A 21054-nucleotide genomic window follows, 5' to 3' on the forward strand; every position below is an offset into this window, starting at 1 on the left:
GTACCTTGTTAAGTATGCAACTGTGTTACAATGGAGCCTTCCTGGCGGCCGACAAGCCAGTGTTGACAGCGGAAAATCGCTCCTTTAGGTATGGTGATGGATGTTTTGAAACGATGCGTGTTTACCAGGGACAAATCCTATTGGCTGACTTGCATTTCGAACGTCTATTTGCCAGCTTGGGATTATTGCATATCGAGATTCCGCCCTATTTTACAAAGACGTATTTGGCTAACTTGATCACCGAACTATGTTCAATAAATGATGTGTCCGGTTTGGCAAGAGTGCGTTTGACAGTATTTAGGGGAGGAGGGGGATTGTATGCTTCCGAAGAAAATACACCTCATTTTATTATTCAATCTTGGGAACTTTCACCCACCATTCTGGAATTGAACGATATAGGTTGGTCTTTAGATATTTGCCCGGGCATACATAAATCTACTGATAGTTTAGCCAATATCAAATCCAATAACTGCCTACCTTATATTTTAGCTTCGCAATATGCCAAGCAACATTCATGTAATGAAGCTCTTTTATTGAACCATTATGAAAGGGTGGCCGATACTACGATTGCGAATATATTCATTGTAAAGAAAGGTGTCATTTATACGCCGCCACTCAGTGAGGGTGGCGTTTGCGGTGTAATGAGGAAACATTTATTAAATGATGATTATCCATTCGAAATGGTTGAAAAACCATTAGCAGTTGCAGATCTTGAAAATGCGGATGAAATTTTTTTAAGCAACGCGGTATTCGGGATTCGCTGGGTAGACCGCTTCCGCGACAGCAGTTATGGAAATGCTACGGCTGCTATATTACACGAACACTTACAAGAAAAATTGTTATAGCATATTCTTGAAATAATATGACTTCATCTCGACAAACTAAGCAAAGGGTAAATATTTGGTGGTTACGAAGGGATTTAAGGCTGGAGGATAATGCCGCTTTATACCATGCCCTACAGCAAGGAATACCTGTACAACCGGTCTTTATTTTTGATACAAATATTTTAGATGATTTACCATCGAAAGATGATAAAAGGGTCGCGTTTATACATGCCGTACTTTTAAAGTTGCAAGAACAATTATCCAACCACGGCGCTAGCCTGGATGTTTTTCACGGCACGCCCCGCGAAGCTTTCGAGCATTATAGTAACAAGTACAAGGTTGTTGCTGTTCATACTGCAAATGATTATGAACCTTACGCCCGGGAGCGCGACAGCGAAGTGGCAAAACTGTTAGCATTGAAAGGCATCGCGTTCCATTCTTGGAAAGACCAGGTCATCTTTGAAAAAGAGGAAATATTGAAAGATGATGGAAGGCCTTATACAGTATTTACACCTTACAGTAAAAAATGGAAGGCAGGGCTGAACGACTTTTATATAAAATCTTATCCAACAAGTAGCTACTTTACCCATTTTTATCAACAGGAAGCGTTAGCAATCCCGGGTTTGCAAAAGCTAGGATTTAATAGCGATGCTTATAAATTTGAATGGCCGAAAATCCCTTCTGCAATAATTAAAAATTATGATAAAACCCGCGATACTCCAGCAATTGCCGGAACTAGCCGTTTAAGCCTACACTTGAGGTTTGGAACGATCAGCATCCGTGCTTTAGCGCGGGAAGCCCTAAGGGACAACGAAACTTATCTCAACGAGTTGATATGGCGCGATTTTTATCAAATGATTTTATGGCATTTTCCCCATGTTGTAGGTCATGCATTTAAGCCAGCATACGATCATATTCCTTGGCGCAATAATGAAAAAGAATTCGATGCTTGGAAAACAGGGCAAACAGGTTACCCGATTGTTGATGCAGGTATGCGCGAGTTGAATACTACGGGCTATATGCACAACCGTGTAAGAATGATTGTAGCCAGTTTTTTGAGTAAGCACTTATTGATTGACTGGCGATGGGGAGAGGCATATTTCGCTGAAAAATTGATGGACTATGACCTGGCTGCAAACAATGGCGGTTGGCAATGGGCCGCGGGCAGCGGATGCGATGCAGCGCCTTATTTCAGGGTGTTTAACCCGGCATTGCAGACGCAAAAATTCGATCCCAAGTTGGAATATGTCAAGAAATGGGTACCGGAGTTAGATAGCTTTGATTATCCACAGCCTATCGTAGCGCATGATTTTGCCAGGAAACGTGCTTTGGAGGTATACAAGAAAGCACTAAATGAAGATCAATAAAGGGCACGTTACTTCAAAGAAATTTTGTTGAACTCCAAGAACTGGGTATTCAGTTCGGGACGATCGTAATAGTTTTGAATAATAATAGTAGTTGCTGCCGAATCTGTGGCGAAATAATAAGTTTGCGGATCATCTTCGCCGCCACCCAACATTCTCATCGTAATGCTGCTATCTACCAACTTGTAAAGATATCCCCTCGGCACAAACGGGGTGCCGGAATTTAATCCCGGCGCTGAATATAATAAAAACGGTTTTTCCCCGTTCACCGGTACGAAAGGATTGGGATCTTGAAATATCATCGTATCAAGCTGAAGGGTAGATTCGACATAAACGAATCGAGGTGGTTGTAACCCTTCCTCCTTCTTGCCACAGGCAACGAGTAATGTTATTATAAGAAATATGGGAATAATTCTTTTCAAGGATAACATAGAAGGAGGTTTACTAAGATAAACGTGAATTTATAGAATTTGTTACATTAAAAAGGCAGGATTTCTCCTGCCTTTCCATTATCTTTTATTAAAGATCTCCCGTGAAACCATCGGTAGCAACGGATTTATCAATCTTATTTACTAATCCTTGTAATACTTTGCCTGGACCTACCTCAGTAAATTGAGTTGCGCCATCGGCAATCATGGCTTGAACTGATTGGGTCCATCTTACGGGTCCGGTTAATTGTGCGATCAAGTTGGCTTTAATCTCGGCAGGATCTGTAATAGCTTTTGCTACCACGTTTTGGTAAACGGGGCAGATCGGCGTATTAAATGCCGTGGCTTCAATGGCAGCTTGTAATTCTGCGCGTGCAGGCTCCATTAACGGGCTGTGAAAAGCTCCGCCTACCGGCAGTTTGAGCGCGCGTTTCGCGCCGGCAGCCTTCATTTGTTCGCAAGCGATATCGATACCCGCGTTTGAACCGGAAATTACCAATTGCCCGGGGCAATTATAATTCGCCGGAACAACAATTTCATCCGTGATGCCCGCACAAATTTCCTCGACCTTTTCATCAGCTAAACCTAGGATAGCAGCCATAGTTGAAGGATTTAACTCGCATGCCTTCTGCATGGCGTTTGCGCGGATGGCCACTAGTTTCAGCGCGTCTTCAAAACCGAGGGTTTTATTCGCGACCAGGGCTGAAAATTCACCTAGGGAATGACCTGCTACCATTTCCGGTTGAGCGCCGGGTAAGGATAAGAAAGCAATTACAGCATGCAAAAAAACCGCGGGCTGTGTTACTTTCGTTTGTTTCAAATCCTCATCTGTCCCGGTAAACATGATATCCGAGATACGGAAGCCTAATATTTCATTGGCTTTTTCGAATAAAGATTTGGCAGATTCGTTTGTCTCATACAGGTTTTTACCCATACCAGGGAATTGTGAACCCTGCCCGGGAAATACATATGCATGCTTCATAGCGTTCTTATTGGTTTATATTCAATAGTTAATTCCTATTAACTATTGTTTTAATGCATTCAAAATTAAACTGCAAATATAATTGTCCTGGTTAAACCAGCAAATTCGGATGAAAACGGGAAAATGAATTATAAAATATTATATGTTTGTTTACTTAAAAGAAAAAGGCAACCCGGATTGCAGGCTGCCTTTCATCAATATTTTTTTACAGTCAACTTAACTTGTTACGGATCAGTTTCAAAAATTCTTCGCGCGTTCTACCATCTTCAAATTGGCCGGAGAAGGCGGAAGTGGTGGTAACGGAGTTTTGTTTTTGAACACCGCGCATCATCATGCAGAGGTGTTGCGCTTCTATAACCACGGCTACTCCCTGGGGTTGTAATGACTCCTGGATAGCTTCCAAAATTTCATGCGTCATCCTTTCCTGCACCTGTAACCTACGGGCATAAACATCTACTACGCGGGCAATTTTGCTCAAGCCCGTAATATGGCCGTTGGGGATGTAAGCTACGTGTGCCTTACCAAAAAATGGCAACATATGATGTTCGCACAAGGAATAAAGCTCGATATCTTTCACGATTACCATCTCGCTATAGGACTCCTTGAACTTGGCCGAGTTCAAGATGGCGCGGGCATCCTGTTGATACCCTTGCGTTAGGAACTGCATTGCTTTTGCTACCCTTTCAGGGGTCTTCTCCAAGCCTTCACGATCCGGGTTTTCACCCAGTAACTCGATACTTTTACGGTAACTTTCCATTAAGCCGCCGGTGACTGCCTCGTCGTATGATTCAATTTTCTTATATGCCATCACGGTAATTTTTGTTCATCCAATAAACAAGTCCTATTCATCTACGTGCAAGCGCCCCTAAAGGTTTTATTTACCGCCGAAGTATTCCACGTAAATCTTAGGAGTTTCGAATAGTTTGATGCAATGCAATGTGGCTCCTGCGGGCAAATGCTTTTCCAGTTGCTCCCATATCGCGATAGCAAAGTTTTCGGCGGAAGTGAATTTTCCGGCCATGAAGTCTACGTCTACATTCAAGTTGCGGTGATCCACCTTTTCGATGATCACATCGTTAATAAGGGTTCCCAATGTTTTAGCATTGAAAACGAAGCCGGTTTCAGGATGGGGTTCCCCTTTCACGGTAACATGCAGCTCGTAATTATGACCATGCCAATTTTCGTTGGCACATTTTCCGAAGACATTCTGATTTTCCTCTTTGCTCCAAGAAGGATTACTCAACTTGTGGGCGGCATTAAAATGCTCCACGCGTGTTAAATAAATCATTGTTTAACTCAAAATTTTCGCAAAAATACGGCATCTATTTGACTAGTCCAGTTTTTGAGCCTTTCTTATTGAATGTTTTACAATCTACAGGCATTCCAATCACCTACATTGCGTAAGTTTACAACATGAAAATTTTGCTGACGGCTGCAACCATCCTGGAAATACAACCTTTCCTGTTACACCTAGAAGAAGTGGCGCAAAAGCTTGATAATAAGCTTTTTTCATATAAGGGTCATCAACTAGAAGTACAAGTAACGGGCATCGGGATGATGAGCACAGCCTACCAACTGGGGAAGAAATTCGCGGTAGAAAAGCCGGGTTTCGTTATCCAGGCCGGTATCGCGGGTTGCTTTCACAAATCTTGGGAATTGGGGGAGGTCGTGCAAGTTACGGTAGAACATTTGGGTGATTTAGGTGCCGAGGATAATGATGTTATTAGGGATATGTTTGATATCGGCTTGATGAAGGAGAATGAGGCCCCTTTTACCGGTAACGCGATTGTAAATACTTCCAATAACTTCTTCCCACAATTCCGCCAGGCGAAGGGCGTTACTGTAAATCTTGTAAGTGGTTCAAAATCAACGATTGAGAGGTTGACGAATGTATATGCCCCGGATATTGAAAGCATGGAAGGCGCCGCTTTGCACTATGTTTGTAACCTGGAAAATGTTCCATACCTGCAATTGCGCAGCATTTCTAATTATGTGGAGGTGAGGGACAAAAGCAAGTGGAAGATCGCCCTGGCTATCAAGAATCTTAACCACGAGCTGGTAAATATGCTGGATAATTTAAGGTTATCCTGAAATCTTGCAAATTTGTAATTACGATATTAAAAATAGTAGATAGGATGCAGCAATTGACTTTAGGTTTTTCTCCTTGCCCAAATGATACGTTCATTTTTGATGCCCTGGTGAATCAACAGGTTGAACAACAGGATTTTAGCTTTGAAACCAGCTTGGAAGACGTGGAAACTTTGAACCAATGGGCCGCGCAAGGTAAACTAGATATTACCAAGCTCAGTTTTGCCATGGGTTTGAAGGTGGCTGATCAATATGAACTGTTGAACAGCGGTAGTGCATTAGGTAGGGGATGTGGCCCTTTGCTAATAGCGAAAGGCCCCCTGGCAGAACAACAAATCACGGATGGGCTTATCGCTATCCCCGGTGAGAATACGACGGCCAACTTGCTATTTTCCATCGCGTACCCGCAAGCCAAGCATAAAAAGGTAATGTTATTCTCTGAAATAGAACAGGCCGTATTGAGCGGGGAAGTAGTTGCCGGTGTTATCATTCATGAAAATAGGTTTACTTATCAACAAAAGGGTTTAGTGAAAATTGTTGACCTGGGCGATTTTTGGGAGAAAACCACCGGCCACCCGATCCCTTTAGGTGGAATTTTCATTAAGAAATCTTTGCCGGCGGATACCAAGGCAAAAATAGATCAATTGATTCACCGCAGCCTTCAGAAAGCTTACGAATCATACCCGGTATTATCGGGATACGTGAAATCGCACGCGCAGGAGATGGAAGAGGGGGTGATGCGGCAACATATTGATCTGTATGTCAATAAATTCAGCTTGGATTTAGGGGAAGAAGGTCGACGGGCGGTTGCACGCTTGCAGCAAGCATTAGTTCCATAGCATTATAAAGAAAGGTACCGGCAGCTTGCCAGGGTATACTTGGGCAAGCTGCCGGTACTTTACAATTGAATCGAGCAATTGACCCATTCCGGATCGAAGCTAGCCTTGTATTTTTTATAAAAATTTATAGCAGGTTGATTCCATTCCAGTACTTGCCAAGAGATTCCGCTGAGATGTTTTTCTTTAGCTTCGATAATTAATTGATCGAACAATAATTTTCCTACCCCATTTCCTCGCCATTTCTCGGTAACGATAATATCTTCCAAGTACATCCTACTGCCTTTCCATGTTGAAAAACGGATGTAGTAAAGCGCGAAGCCGATTACTTGTCCCCGGGCTTCGGCCACGAACGCCCACCAAACGGGATGTTCTCCAAAACCCGCTTCTTCAAAATGCGAAAGCTTCACGGTAACTTCACCCGGCGCTTTCTCGTAATCAGCCAGTTCCTGTACTAGTTCCATCAGCCTGGGGCAATCTTCCTTTACAGCCCGGCGGATTTGAATATTTTCATTTCCCATATCAATTATTGCAATGCTTGATCTAAATCATTAATAATATCAGTAATCGATTCCATGCCAACGCTCATGCGGATTAAGCCGTCCGTGATGCCGTATTGTTCGCGGGTAGCTTTAGGAACGCCGTAATGGGTCATCGAGGCAGGATGGCTTACGAGTGTATCACAGGTTCCCAGTGAAACGGCCTTCGTGCACATTTTTAGCCTGTTGATAAATTGTTTTCCCGCTTCTAGTCCCCCTTTTAATTCGAAGCTCATCATTGCCCCCGGATGTTTCATCTGCTTGGAAGCAATAGCGAAATCGGGGTGGGAAGATAAACCGAGGTAATTTACCTTGCTTACCGCCGGGTGCGATTCCAGGAAATTGGCGACTTCCATCGCGTTATGACAATGTCTTTCCATACGCACTTCGAGGGTTTTAATGCCTTGCGTTAATAGGTATGCATCGAAAGGATTGCTATTACCGCCAAGTAGACGGTGAGTTTTCATCATCTTCCCTTCCATCAACTGGATATCTTTCCCTATTATGATGCCGCCGATAGCCGTACCATGACCGTTCAGGTATTTCGTTGTGGAATGGAATACGAAATCGGCGCCGAAAGCGAAAGGTTGCTGTAAATACGGTGTAGCAAAAGTATTATCTACAGCGGTTATCAACTTGTGCTCCCTGGCAATACTGATCAACTCTTCCAAGTCAACACATTGCAGGGTTGGATTAGCAGGTGTTTCCAGGTACATCATCTTGGCATCGGGATGTGCCTTGATCGCATCTTCCGTTTCCTTAAGATTATGCATATCTACGATCACGGCTTCAATGCCCAAGCCCGGCAATATTTTCTGGAACAGCTCTTCCGTACCGCCATATAGCGAAAAATGCGTGATGATTTTATCCCCGGCTTTTAACGTCCCGAGGAATAAAGTGGTCAATGCCGCCATACCCGAAGCGTGCAGGATGCCTTTCAATTCGAGCGGTTTGCCATTATCACCCGTCAATCCGAAAGCTTCCAAGGCAGAGATTTTCAGTTCTGCCTCCGTGAAGTTAGGATTGCCCCAACGTGAATAAATATATCCTTCCTCTTTACCTTCAAAGCGCAACATCCCTTGTTCGGCAGTATCATACACGAAAGTTGAAGAAGCATAAATGGGGGTAAGATGCGAATACATCGGGTCTTGTTTATGCCCCGCATGGATACACGCCGAGCTAAACCCTGTAATAATTTTATGATCCATGATATCCAGTATTTACGAAGTAGACCTGGCAAAGTACGAAAAAAAATCATGCAGATAGTTATTTTTGCTAGTACTTAGACGATTTTAAGTAATTCAAATGAGCATGCTATATGAAAGAATTATTATTGAACCAGGCCCGGCATAACGAATGGGCTAACCAAAGAATAGCGAAAACGCTGCTACAGTTAAGTCAAGATCAATTGGATCAAACGCTGGTAAGTAGTTTTGATACGATCCGGCTCACGGTATACCATCTTTGGAACGGGGAATCGGTTTGGTATCAAAGGATACAGTTGGCAGATCCCGTTATATATCCGCAAATTGGCTATGATGGCACTTTTGAAGATGCGGTAAAGGCTTGGGTTGAACAATCGGGCCGCTATGTTAGTTTTATTGAGGCCGCCAGTCAAGCAAAATTAGAACATACCTATGGTTATTACGACCGGGAGCAGCGTTATTTTAAATTGGGGGTAATAACCACTTTACAGCAGGTTTTTAGTCATGGAGCATACCATCGCGGTCAATTGGTCACAATGATGCGGCAGGTAGGGATACAAAAAATTCCGGGGACAGATTATGTATTATTTGCCAGGACGGCCAAAATATAGCAGCATTCTTAAAAAAGTTTAAAAAGTATAGCCTATCTTGTGAATCCTGGAAATTAACCTAGCAGTATGAGTATACATTCCTTTTATGAAAACGCCCCTAAGCACCTCGTTGCTGTAGATTGTATCATCTTCGGTTTTGAAGATGGTAAATTGAAGCTATTGATCATGAAACGTAAAGTTGACCCGATGGCTGGCGCTTGGTCACTCGTTGGAGGATTTGTGCAGGATAACGAAAGTACCGATGAAGCTGCGGCCCGCGTATTGAAGCAAACTACGGGTATGGATCATATTTATATGGATCAATTGCATACTTACGGCGACGTGAACCGTGATACCGGCGCCCGCGTTATCTCCGTTACGTATTATGCGCTGATCCGGATCAAGGAACATGATCGTATCTTGGCGAATGACCATGGTGCGCATTGGTTGAGTTTGCATCAAATTCCACCATTGATCTTCGATCATAGTGTAATGTTGCAACATGCCCTCGACAAGTTACGCGATAAGGCACATACTTACCCGGTTGGTTTTGAACTGTTGCCAGAGAAATTTACTTTGCCGCAGTTAAGGAACCTTTACGAGGAAATCTATCAAAGGGAATTGGATAAACGCAACTTCCGTAAAAAGATTTTAGCTATGAATATCTTGGAGAAGCTGGATGAAAAAGATAAAAGCTCTTCAAAAAAAGGAGCTCACCTGTACAAGTTTGACGAGGCGAAGTATGAGCAACTGATGAAGACAGGCTTCGGTTTTACGATGTAAATGGATATAAGAAAATTTGTCATTAAAAAAGGAACTTCAGCAATTGAAGTTCCTTTTTTAATTCCTTGATGATGCCTACTATTGTTCTAACCGGAACCACACGACACATTTGTGTTGAATCCTTTTTTGCAGCCAGGCTTCCAACTGTACTTGCTGCTTTTTAGGCATTTGTTTATCAATACCTACTGTTACAACGGTCAAGGTATCGGGTTTCATGGTACTGTCTGCCCCGAAGTTGATATGATCCGCGATCGATAAATGCTTAACTTCTGAAAATAGGGCATTGGCTTCACTGGCGATATTGTTAGTAGGGTAAAGGTTCGCAACCGCGGCGGGAGCAACTTTTAAGAGGGCTTGTTCCTGTGCGCTGAGCGGTTCTGTTTTATCCCTTTTGAGGAATTCTTGCAGGATACTCGCTTTAAATGCATTTGCATCGAAAGCGGTATCATCGCTTTGCCTCATGACGAGCTTGGTGCCCTTTAAACCGTATTTGAGCATACGTTTCTCGTTGGCCTGTATTTCTTCCGGTGTGTAAACTTTATTTAATACGGCTACTTCTATTGTTTTCGGATCTGAGCGGTAATTGATTTTTTTGTATAAAATGGGGTGATCATTTTCTTCAAAGGTTTCTTCCAGGTATTTGGCGGCATTTTCCCGGTACCTATTTTCGATAACGAGCGTGTAAGCCAAATATATGCTGGGTATCAACATGACCGTTACTATGATGGAGATGATACGGCGCACTTTTCTCCCCTGTTCTTCATCAACATATTCCTTCTTTCTGAATTTCAGGTATTTAACAATTAATAAAGTGGCTAGGCAAATAAACACGCAATTGATCAGGTACAGGTAAAAAGCACCTAAGAAAAACAACCATTGCGATGTTGCCAGGCCATATCCTGCCGTACATAAAGGTGGCATCAAGGCGGTAGCAATAGCAACGCCGGGAATGGCATTGCCCTTTTCCATGCGGGTGGCTGCCACGATACCGGCTAATCCTCCCAGGAAGGCGATTAAAACATCGTAGATGGTAGGGAAGGTGCGTGCTAATAATTCTGACTGCGCTGCATCTATCGGGGTAATCACGAAATACAAGGTAGAGGTGATCAAACTGATTACCGTCGTGAACAGCAGGTTGATAAGCGAACGTTTAAAAAGTTCGAAATCATTGATCCCTAAAGAAAGCCCGGCGCCCATGATCGGCCCCATTAACGGGGAGATTAACATGGCTCCTATCACGACCGCGGTAGAATTAATATTTAATCCTATCGATGCAATTAGGATCGCGAAAGCCAAGATCCAGGCATTGGCACCTTTAAAAGAGACGTTTTTTTCAATGCTTTCAATTGTTTTGGCATCACGTTCTTTATCTGTATGGAGGTTAAACAGGTCGCGCAGACCAACTAAAAATCTATTCATGCATTTAAATAATGGTATTTCAAATATAAGTAGTTTATAGCCAATTTATTAGATAAAGTTTCTTTACATCTCCCGGAAAAAACTGGTTTCGAAATAATCATTTTTAACCATAGCCTAACATTATCCAATGATGTATTTTTAAGTATTAGTTGGAATGTAAGGATTTAATTTAATAGAATTTTCTTGTAAGAAGCTTAATACAGCTACTGGGGAAAGCTATACCCGGCAATAAAATTAATGACCCCAAGTGCGGAATGCTAATAATTTAAATGGAAAGAAAACGGAGGTATGTTGATCTTGTATGTACCGATGTAACGGCGCAACTTTCTGTTTATAGTTGAATAATACACTGATGTGGAAAAATACGAATTGCTAATACCCTATACTTATTTCTTGTGAATTGTTCAAAACCAGGATGAGAAATGATGTACCCGGTTCACGTAATTTTATCAATTATCCCAAATTTTACATGAGTTGTATGCTTGATAGGTATTCTAGTAATGGGCAGGGCATCATTTACTATTAATTTCACATACTTTCTTTAATCATGCAAAAAAAATTTTGTTGTACCCGCCTGCAAGTTCGTCATGAAGTTGCAAGGGAAATCGGGCTGAACTTTCGTATTGTTATTGCAGATACCGTTTTGCAGTTTGATAAATCCAGGGTTTACCGTTTTTATTTTACAGCAGGTTACCATGCAACCGATACGGATATAACCCTTATGAACATCCGGTATTGCCCTTTTTGCGGGATGGATTTATTCGCGTTTTATAAAGATGAAGGCTATGTAAATGAAAGGGAAACACCATTGTTTTCATGATGAAAAAGAAAAAGGCTGGTCTTAAAAACCAGCCTCGATAGTATTAATTATTTCGAAAACACGTTATTAAACTTTATCCCCATCGTAAGCCCACTTGATGTAAGAAGCTCCCCAGGTAAAACCACCACCGAAGGCAGCTAATACTAGGTTATCTCCTTTTTTCAACTGCTTTTCCCATTCCCATAAACATAAAGGGATCGTACCGGCAGTAGTATTACCAAAGCGTTGGATGTTGATCATGATCTTATCTTCCGTCAAACCCATCGCGTTAGCAGTAGCGCTAATGATCCTGAGATTGGCTTGATGCGGTACAAGGTACGCGATATTGTCGGCAGTCAGATTATTGCGGCGCATGATCTCGGTAGCGGCGGCAGACATATTTGCAACGGCATACTTAAACACCATTTTACCTTCTTGGTAAACGTAATGTTCCCGGTTAGCTACCGTTTCAGCGGATGCTGGTTTGGCAGAACCACCCGCTTTCATATGTAAATATTCCCGGCCGTGGCCATCGCTTTTAAGTTCACTATCGACTAAGCCGTATCCTTCTTCGTTCGGCTCCAGCAGCACGCCACCTGCGCCATCACCGAAAATGATACAAGTAGTACGGTCGGAATAATCGATAATAGAGCTCATCTTATCAGCACCTATGACCATTACTTTTTTATAGCGGCCAGCTTCAATAAAACGGGCGCCGGTATCCAAAGCATACAAGAAACCCGAACAAGCAGCGCTGATATCGAATCCGAAAGCATTGCTAGCCCCTATTTTGTCCGTCACGACGTTGGCCGTGGAAGGGAACAACATATCCGGGGTAACGGTAGCTACGATTAAAAGATCGATATCGGTAGGTGCAATTCCTCTTTTCTTGCAAATTTCCAAGGCTACGGGAACGCAGAGTTCGGATGTTCCCATGTTTTCACCTTTCAAGATCCGTCTTTCCTTAATACCCGTCCTAGTGGTAATCCATTCATCGGAAGTATCCACCATGGTCGTTAATATTTCATTGGTCAATACGTAATCGGGAACATAGCCACCTACCGCTGTAATGGCGGCCGTAATTTTACTCATATAGCTAAGATGTTATATTAAAATGGGCGTAAAAATACGATATAAACCATTAATTCCTAAAATGATTCCTGGGTGAATTTGTTAAATTGCCGTTGGAACGTATTTTATTCATCTTGGGAAAGCTGCTATTCAATCATACTTTTTATGTATGTTTGCCGCATTAATAGATGATTTCAACCGATTTATGATAGCTTACCTCGAAGGCAAACTTACCTATAAAACCCCGGCATTGGTGTATATCGATATCCAGGGATTGGGATACGAAGTGCAGATAAGTTTAAATACTTATTCCAAGATCCAACATTTGGAAACTTGCAAATTATTGACTTACTTACATATTAAAGAGGATGCTCATACATTGTATGGCTTTTTTGAGGAAGCTGAAAAGCAGATGTTCTTACACCTAATCGGCGTATCCGGCATCGGTGCCAGCACGGCAAGGATGATGCTTTCTTCTTTGCAACCAGCTGATATTCAAAGAGCTATATTAATGGAGAACGAGAAAATGCTGGAAGGAGTGAAAGGGATCGGCGCAAAAACAGCGAAAAGGGTCATTTTGGAATTAAAAGATAAGATGAAACGTGTTCAACCCGAAACAGTACATTTATCTGCTACCCCGAACAATACAACCGAAGAAGATGCGTTAAATGCCTTAGTTACTCTTGGTATTGCCAGGAACATGGCAGAACAGGCTATACGGAAGGTGTTGAAAGCGGATCCCGGATTGTTGAATGACTTGGAAGATTTAATCAAGAAAGCACTGAAGAGTTTGTAACTTTTTAACTAAAACTAAATACTGACCTCTATAAAACCTATTTACGCTTGGCAAAAAAGATTAACTATGGTGCTTTTGCTATAGTAGGCGTTGTATCTTTTATTATTGTTGAATCGGCGGCCAGGAACAGAACGATCGATACCTATAGAAATAGAACGGAAATGGTCCGTGAGGACTCCAATTTTTTTCTAGCTACCGTGGATACGACCGGGAAGGACTCTACCAAGGATAGCTTGAAATTTCCCATCCAAGACAGGAGAGGTACAGGTGTGACAGACCCGGTGAAGAATGCAATAGATCTGAAAGATCCTTCCATTATTACCAAAACGGTCGAATACGATCCTGTAACTAAAACGTATACTGTTAAGGAGAGAATTGGTAACCAGTACTATAGGCAGCCAACGCTACTCAGTTTCGGTGAATTTTACCGCCTCCAGGCCGAACAATCCGAAAAGGATTATTGGCAAAAAAGGGCGGCCACCATCGGCGCACTCAACCAAAAGGGCAACACTCCCCTGCTTACAGGGGATGGGAAGGTTTTTGACCGTGTTTTCGGGGGGACCAAGGTAGATATTAAACCAACCGGTAGCTTGGGTTTAACCTTTGGATACCAAGGGCAAAATATTAAAAACCCCGTGCTCGTGGAAAGGGCCCGTAAAAACGGCGGCTTCGATTTTAACATGGATATCAACATGAACGTCGTGGGCCGGATCGGGGATAAATTAAAACTTACTACAAATTACAATACACAAGCCACTTTCGATTTCGAAAACCAGGTGAAACTGGAATATACCGGTTATGATGATGAAATAATTAAGAAGATTGAAGCGGGGAACGTGAGTTTCCCTTTGCGTACTACGTTGATTTCCGGCGTACAATCATTATTCGGTATTAAAACCCAATTGCAATTCGGCCGTTTAACCGTAACTAGCGTACTCTCTAACCAGAAAAGCCAAAAGCAAAACCTGACGCTTAGCGGGGGAGCGCAAACACAAACTTTTGCCATCACCGCCGATCAATATGAAGATAATCGCCACTTCTTACTGGGGCAGTTCTTTAGGGATACGTTTAATTATTCCATGAGTAATTTACCCGTTATCCGCTCATTGGCTAATATTACGAGGATCGAAGTTTGGGTTACCAATAAAACCGGGGCAACTACCAATACGCGCGATATCGTTGGTTTAATGGATCTTGCGGAGTATGATCCGTTCAATAACAATATTAACCCGCTAACCGGTTCAAAATTGCCTGATAATGGCTCGAATGATCTCTACAGCCGTTTAGCAGGTGATGCCGGCGCAAGAAATACCGCAACCGTGATCAGCCGCTTGCAAGCAATGGGGCTGCAACCTGTCCAGGACTTTGAAAAAACTTTCGCAAGGAAATTAGATTCTACTCAATATACTGTCAACAAGCAACTCGGCTTCATCTCGCTGGTACAACAGCTTCAGCCCGATGAAGTATTGGCCGTGGCCTATGAATATACGTACAACGGCAGGGTGTACAAGGTAGGTGAATTTTCGCAAGATGTGCCCCCCGATCAAAATAATGCCGCCAACCAGAAGATATTGTTCCTCAAGTTATTGAAAGCTACCTCTGCAAGACCCAACTTACCCATCTGGGACTTGATGATGAAAAACATCTACGCTACGGGCGCTTACCAATTAAACCGCCAAGATTTTAAACTGGATGTGATGTATAAAGATCCGGGGTCCGAAGAGCGCGCTCCGAGCGATAAGCGTTACATCCCGGATGCCGTTGGCTCTTACGAAGGTATGCCCATCATATCCATCCTCAACCTGGATCGTTTGAATAATCAAAACGACCCGCAACCGGATGGTGTTTTTGATTATGTAGAGGGTTACACGATAAATTCTCAAACCGGTAGGGTCATGTTCCCGATGCTCGAACCTTTTGCGCAAGGGGTTCAAAAGGCATTTGGCGGGGATCCCGTCCTGGAGAATAAATATATGTACAACGAGCTGTACGACTCTATTAAAGTGGTGGCACAGCAGTTCCCGCAGTTGAACCGTTACGTTATGCGCGGTTCTTTTAAATCTTCTAACTCGTCTGAAATTATGCTGGGCGGATTTAATATTCCCCCGGGATCGGTAACCGTTACGGCGGGCGGGCAGCAACTGAGGGAAAATATTGACTATGTTATCGATTATAACCTGGGGCAATTGAAAATTATTAATGCGGGCGTATTGAGTTCCGGCGTACCTGTCAACGTTTCGTTTGAGAATAATGCGAATTTCGGGGTGCAGGTAAGGAACTATATGGGGACGCGTTTCGATTACTTGGTCAATGAAAAATTGAGCTTGGGTGGAACGGTTGTCAGGCTGAGTGAGCGACCTTATTACCAGAAAGTAAATTACGGGGATGACCCCATTAAAAATACGGTTCTCGGTTTCGATATCAACTATAATTCCGAATGGAAGCGACTTACACGTTGGCTCGATAAATTACCGAATTACAGTACCACAACTCCTTCCATCGTAAATTTTACCGGGGAGGTAGCCCGTTTGTTCCCCGGCCATAGTAAATTGGTAAATGCTGCCGGGAGTAAATCCGGACAGGTTTATATTGATGATTTTGAAGGAACCAGCAATGGTTATGACCTGAAATTTCCCGCAACCAGCTGGGCGTTAGCTTCCACCCCTAAAGATGCTACCAACGAAAATGGCGCCGTTTTGTTCCCGGAAGCTGAAGCAACCAATGATCTATCCTACGGCAAAAATAGGGCCTTGCTGGCATGGTATATCATTGAACCCACATTGCAAATCCCGCGATCTCCCAATTTACCTAGCAATATTACCCCGGATGAACAATCGGATCCAAGGGTGCGCCTCGTTTACCAGAAAGACGTATTCCCGAACAGGTCCACGGATTTCGGTCAAAGCCAATTAAGTACCCTGGACTTGGCTTATTATCCCACTGAAAGGGGACCCTATAACTTCGATCATAGCGACAGCGTATTGTCGAACGGAAAGTTAAGATTCCCGCGCCAACGTTGGGGTGGTATCATGAGGGCATTGGATAATAGTGATTTTGAAACGGCGAACATCGAATTTATCGAGTTTTGGGTGCAAGATCCTTTTATCATGAATCCCAGTAGCCGGGGCGGTGAGTTGTACATCAACCTGGGTAATGTTTCGGAAGATGTATTGAAAGATTCCCGTAAATTTTTTGAAAACGGCTTACCAGATCCTAACAAGGAAGCAAACAAGATCGATACATCCCAATGGGGACGGATTCCTAAATTCCAGCAACAAATTACCCAAGCATTCGATAATGATCCGAACATCCGCCAATACCAGGATGTGGGTTACGACGGTTTGAGAACAGAAGATGAGGTTAGCTATCGCGATGGTTATATCCAATCCTTGATCGGGCGTTTCGGATCCAGTTCACCGGTAGTTCAGCAGGCATTGAGAGATCCTTCGAATGATGATTACCATTATTACCGCGGATCCGATTATGATGCTGAGAAGAAAACCATCCTGGAGCGTTATAAAAGGATCAATAATCCTGAAGGTAACTCCCCGGTTTCTACTGGGAATGACCAATTCTCTTCCGCAGCCACCAACTATCCGGAGTCAGAAGATCTCAACCGGGATAACACGATGAACGAAGCGGAAGAATATTTCCAATACCGCGTGAAATTAACGCCTAACATGCAAGTTGGGACAAATTATTTAGTAGATAAAGTCGTTACAACGGTAAAACTTCCAAATAATAGCGAGGGAACCGAAACTTGGTATCAATTCAAAATACCGATCTCGAACTACGATCGCAAGATTGGCAATATCCCGGATTTTAAATCCATCCGTTTCATGCGTATGTTCCTAACGGATTTTGAAGATTCCGTGGTACTGCGCTTCGCGAAATTGGAGTTGGTAAGAAACCAATGGCGCCGTTACTTGTACGAGTTGAAACAAGGTGATCCAACACCGGTGGATCAGAACACTACTTTTAACGTTTCGGCAGTAAATATCGAAGAAAATGCCAAGAGGCAGCCGGTACCTTACGTGGTGCCACCGGGTATCATCCGCCAAAATACATTGAGCGCCAACAATACCAATATCTTGTTAAACGAACAGGCACTCTCCCTGCAAGTCTGCAACCTGCAAGATGGGGAATCGAGGGCTTTGTATAAATCAAGCACGCTCGACCTGAGGCAATTCTCCCGTTTAGAAATGTTTATCCACGCGGAAGCCGTAAATAGCCAAACTTCATTGAAAGACGGCCAGTTACATGCGATCATCCGCTTGGGAAGTGATTTTACGGATAACTATTACGAGTACGAAATTCCATTAACAGTAACACCTTGGTATACTTCCGATGCCTTGACGATATGGCCGAGCCAGAACGAATTGAACGTGGCGTTGGAAAAATTCAGCCAATTAAAACAGAAACGTAATTTGGCCGGCGCATCACCATTAACACCTTACACGGAACAAGACGGCAATAACTTTATCACGGTAGTGGGTAACCCTAGCCTGGGGGAACTACGTAACGTGATGATCGGTGTTTTAAATCCCAAGGATGACGGTATGCCGAAATGTACGGAGTTGTGGTTTAACGAGATGCGTTTGACAGGTTTGGACGAAAAAGGTGGATATGCCGCCTTGGCAAGGTTAGATATGCAGTTGGCAGATCTTGGTACATTAACGGTTTCAGGAAATATGCACACTGCCGGTTTCGGTAATATTGATCAAAGGGTGAATGAAAGGTTCCGCGACAATTACCTGCAATATGATGTGGCGACCAACCTTGACTTCGGTAAATTACTTCCTAAAAAAGCCGGCATCACGATCCCGGTTTATGCAGGTTATTCACAAACTACAAGCACGCCGGAATATGATCCTTACGATTTAGATATCAAGCTGAAAGATAAGTTGCACCTGGCTAGGAATAAGGATGAAAAAGATTCTATCCGCAGGCAAGCGCAAGATTTTACGTCGATCACGAGCCTGAACTTTACCAATGTCAGGAAGATGAGCACGGGGAAGACGAAAACGAACCTATGGGATATCGAGAACTTCGATGTTTCTTATTCGTTCAGTCAAATTAACAGGCACAACCCTTTAATCGAGAATGACCAGTTAACGAAACACCGGTTCGGTTTAGGGTATACTTATTCCGGGCGAACGCATTTCATCGAACCTTTCCGGAAGATGATCAAATCCAAAACCTCTTGGTTGGCGCTGATACGTGATTTTAATTTTAATTACGCCCCCACGTTATTATCGTTCAGGGCAGATATTATCCGGCAATTCGGCGTTACGCAGGTTAGGAATATCGGTGATAGTGAATATAAATTACCGGAAACCTATGATAAATACTTTACGTTCGATAGGTATTACGGCATGAAATGGGAGTTGACCAGGAGCTTATTATTCGAATTGAACGCGCTTACTAATGCCCGTATCGACGAACCGAACGGCAGAATTACTGGGGCAAAGCGCGATACCGTACGTAGTAATTTCTTTAAAGGCGGCAGGGTAACAAATTATTATCAAACAGCTACGCTCACTTATAACTTGCCGACTTCCAAGCTGCCGATATTAGATTGGACGAATGCCACATTCGTTTACAATGCGGATTATCGCTGGATCGGCGCATCCCGCTTGGCTTTGTACCTGGGAAATGCTATCGAAAATACACAGCAGAAAACATTCCAAGCAGAATTGAAATTTAATGACTTGTATAACAAATCCAAGTTCTTAAGGCGGGTGCTGGGCTCCAGCAGTTATCAAACCAGCCAGCCGCCACCGGGATTAAGTAATAATAGTAAAACTACCAATGTAAAGGTGGATACGGATGTTGACGGTGTGCCTACTTATTTGAAGATACTTTTAAAACCGATCCTTTCCCTGAAACGCGTTACAATCAACTATACGGAAAATGGAGGAACCAGGCTGCCGGGATATATAGACAGCGTGAAAGCCTTAGGTATGAACTGGGCCTCTATGGAACCTGGCTTGGGATTTGTTTTCGGGCAGCAACCCGGTAAAAAATGGTTAGATGGATTCGCACAAAAGGGATTAATCACACCTGATTCTACATTTAACTTGCAATTCCAACAACAGTTCACGCAACGCTTGGATGTGCAGGCATTTTTTGAACCTGCCCGTGATTTGCGGATCGATTTAAACTTGGTAAAATCATTTACAAAAACGCATAGCGAGTTATTTAAAAATGCAGGGGATACAGGGTTTACCCACCTAAACCCATATGATGCAGGGGGATTCGAAATAACATATATATCAGTCAAAACGATTTTCGATAAAATAGATGCAGAACAAGGCATGTCGAAGACTTTCAAGGATTTCGAGTCCTACAGGCAAGTCATTTCCGAACGTTTGGCAAACGAGAACCCTTATAACAATGATCCCAACAATCCTGTACCATCGCAGAATCCAAAAGATCCGACATACCGGTACGGGTATAGCCGTTATGCGCAAGATGTGTTGATACCAGCATTCTTGGCAGCGTATTCCGGTAAAGATCCTAAAGATATTGGCTTATTGAACCAGGATAATTCCTCGATTAAGAGCAACCCGTTCCGTAATTACTTCCCGTTACCGAACTGGAAAGTGACCTATAACGGTTTGGCTAGGATCGCGCCATTCCGCGATTTCTTAACGAATTTCACGATCACCCACGGTTATCGTAATTCATTGTCCATGAGTTCATATAATAGCTCCCTATATTTTGAAGATCCGATCCTAGCAGGTTGGCCATCATTCGTGGATACGATTTCAGGCAATTATTACCCTTATTTCATTGTTCCAAATATTACGATCAGCGAAGGTTTTGAACCCTTGATAGGCCTGAATATGACCTTCACCAATACGCTGGATCTCAAGTTTGAATACCGCAAAAGCCGCACCTTAAGTTTGAGTTTGATCGATTATCAACTGAGCGAGATCCGCTCAGACGAGTTCATCATTGGGGGTGGATACAGGTTGAGAGGGTTTAAACTACCATTCAGTTTAGGGAAAAACGGGCAATCGGCTGTAAATGATCTGAATATCAGGCTCGACATGAGTTTCCGGGACGATAAAACGGTTAATAATAAACTGGATGCAGATATCGTCATACCGACCAGCGGGCAAAAAGTAATTGGAATATCGCCATCTATAGATTACGTGGTGAACAACCGGCTGAATTTGAGATTTTTCTATGAACGGAAACAATCGATACCTGTAATATCCACGTCTTATCCAATAACAACGACGCGCGGTGGATTGACGCTGCGATTCATGCTGGCGCAATAATTATCGAACCCGGATCGCGAATTGTTAGCCCGGGACCGCGA

General features: G+C 43.1%; 17 protein-coding genes. 9 read left to right on the top strand and 8 right to left on the bottom strand.

What is annotated here, in order from left to right:
- Positions 1-14: 14 nt before the first annotated feature.
- Positions 15-845 (top strand): aminotransferase class IV, encoded by an 831-nt coding sequence (locus COR50_RS08970; protein WP_098193674.1) that lies wholly within the window; start codon positions 15-17, stop codon positions 843-845.
- Between the two features lie 17 nt (positions 846-862).
- Complete coding sequence (locus COR50_RS08975; RefSeq protein WP_098193675.1) at positions 863-2191, top strand: cryptochrome/photolyase family protein; 1329 nt, start codon at positions 863-865, stop codon at positions 2189-2191.
- 8 nt (positions 2192-2199) lie between these two features.
- Here the strand turns inward: COR50_RS08975 and COR50_RS08980 are convergent, their stop codons facing one another.
- From COR50_RS08980 to COR50_RS08995, 4 genes are all read right to left on the bottom strand, one after another.
- Positions 2200-2619, bottom strand: a complete 420-nt coding sequence (locus COR50_RS08980; RefSeq protein ID WP_098193676.1) for a hypothetical protein — start codon at positions 2617-2619, stop codon at positions 2200-2202.
- An 88-nt stretch (positions 2620-2707) separates the two neighbouring features.
- On the bottom strand, positions 2708-3598 hold the full coding sequence (fabD, locus tag COR50_RS08985; RefSeq protein WP_098193677.1) for an ACP S-malonyltransferase: 891 nt from the start codon (positions 3596-3598) through the stop codon (positions 2708-2710).
- Between the two features lie 211 nt (positions 3599-3809).
- Positions 3810-4406 (bottom strand): GTP cyclohydrolase I FolE, encoded by a 597-nt coding sequence (gene folE / locus COR50_RS08990; RefSeq protein WP_098193678.1) that lies wholly within the window; start codon positions 4404-4406, stop codon positions 3810-3812.
- 66 nt (positions 4407-4472) lie between these two features.
- The gene (locus COR50_RS08995) at positions 4473-4886 is read right to left on the bottom strand and encodes a 6-pyruvoyl trahydropterin synthase family protein (RefSeq protein ID WP_098193679.1); all 414 of its coding nucleotides are present in this window, start codon (positions 4884-4886) and stop codon (positions 4473-4475) included.
- 125 nt (positions 4887-5011) lie between these two features.
- Here COR50_RS08995 and mqnB point away from each other — a divergent pair, with 125 nt between their 5' ends.
- Both mqnB and COR50_RS09005 read left to right on the top strand, forming a co-directional pair.
- Positions 5012-5689: a futalosine hydrolase gene (mqnB, locus tag COR50_RS09000; RefSeq protein ID WP_098193680.1), complete on the top strand. Its 678-nt coding sequence runs from the start codon at positions 5012-5014 to the stop codon at positions 5687-5689.
- 44 nt (positions 5690-5733) lie between these two features.
- A complete protein-coding gene (locus COR50_RS09005; protein ID WP_098193681.1) occupies positions 5734-6525 on the top strand; it encodes a 1,4-dihydroxy-6-naphthoate synthase in 792 nt (263 codons plus the stop codon).
- Between the two features lie 59 nt (positions 6526-6584).
- On the opposite strand, the gene COR50_RS09010 is transcribed toward COR50_RS09005, so the two are convergent.
- Positions 6585-7043, bottom strand: a complete 459-nt coding sequence (locus COR50_RS09010) for a GNAT family N-acetyltransferase (RefSeq protein WP_098193682.1) — start codon at positions 7041-7043, stop codon at positions 6585-6587.
- Between the two features lie 5 nt (positions 7044-7048).
- Positions 7049-8269 carry a trans-sulfuration enzyme family protein gene (locus COR50_RS09015; RefSeq protein WP_098193683.1) on the bottom strand — a complete coding sequence of 407 codons (1221 nt, stop codon included), beginning with the start codon at positions 8267-8269 and terminating at the stop codon, positions 7049-7051.
- 110 nt (positions 8270-8379) lie between these two features.
- Here COR50_RS09015 and COR50_RS09020 point away from each other — a divergent pair, with 110 nt between their 5' ends.
- Both COR50_RS09020 and COR50_RS09025 read left to right on the top strand, forming a co-directional pair.
- A complete protein-coding gene (locus COR50_RS09020) occupies positions 8380-8877 on the top strand; it encodes a DinB family protein (RefSeq protein ID WP_098193684.1) in 498 nt (165 codons plus the stop codon).
- Positions 8878-8943: 66 nt separating this feature from the next.
- Positions 8944-9639, top strand: coding sequence for an NUDIX hydrolase (locus COR50_RS09025; RefSeq protein ID WP_098193685.1), 696 nt, complete (start codon positions 8944-8946; stop codon positions 9637-9639).
- A 78-nt stretch (positions 9640-9717) separates the two neighbouring features.
- Here the strand turns inward: COR50_RS09025 and COR50_RS09030 are convergent, their stop codons facing one another.
- Positions 9718-11058, bottom strand: a complete 1341-nt coding sequence (locus COR50_RS09030; RefSeq protein WP_098193686.1) for a TIGR00341 family protein — start codon at positions 11056-11058, stop codon at positions 9718-9720.
- Between the two features lie 547 nt (positions 11059-11605).
- Between COR50_RS09030 and COR50_RS09035 the strand changes: the two genes are divergently transcribed.
- A complete protein-coding gene (locus tag COR50_RS09035) occupies positions 11606-11878 on the top strand; it encodes a hypothetical protein (protein WP_098193687.1) in 273 nt (90 codons plus the stop codon).
- Positions 11879-11944: 66 nt separating this feature from the next.
- On the opposite strand, the gene COR50_RS09040 is transcribed toward COR50_RS09035, so the two are convergent.
- Positions 11945-12949 (bottom strand): beta-ketoacyl-ACP synthase III, encoded by a 1005-nt coding sequence (locus tag COR50_RS09040; protein WP_098193688.1) that lies wholly within the window; start codon positions 12947-12949, stop codon positions 11945-11947.
- Between the two features lie 148 nt (positions 12950-13097).
- Here COR50_RS09040 and ruvA point away from each other — a divergent pair, with 148 nt between their 5' ends.
- Positions 13098-13724, top strand: a complete 627-nt coding sequence (gene ruvA / locus COR50_RS09045) for a Holliday junction branch migration protein RuvA (RefSeq protein WP_232516322.1) — start codon at positions 13098-13100, stop codon at positions 13722-13724.
- A gap of 47 nt (positions 13725-13771) precedes the next feature.
- On the top strand, positions 13772-21013 hold the full coding sequence (gene sov / locus COR50_RS09050) for a T9SS outer membrane translocon Sov/SprA (protein WP_098193689.1): 7242 nt from the start codon (positions 13772-13774) through the stop codon (positions 21011-21013).
- Positions 21014-21054: the final 41 nt, after the last annotated feature.

The sequence above is a fragment of the Chitinophaga caeni genome (assembly GCF_002557795.1).
Lineage (GTDB): Bacteria > Bacteroidota > Bacteroidia > Chitinophagales > Chitinophagaceae > Chitinophaga > Chitinophaga caeni.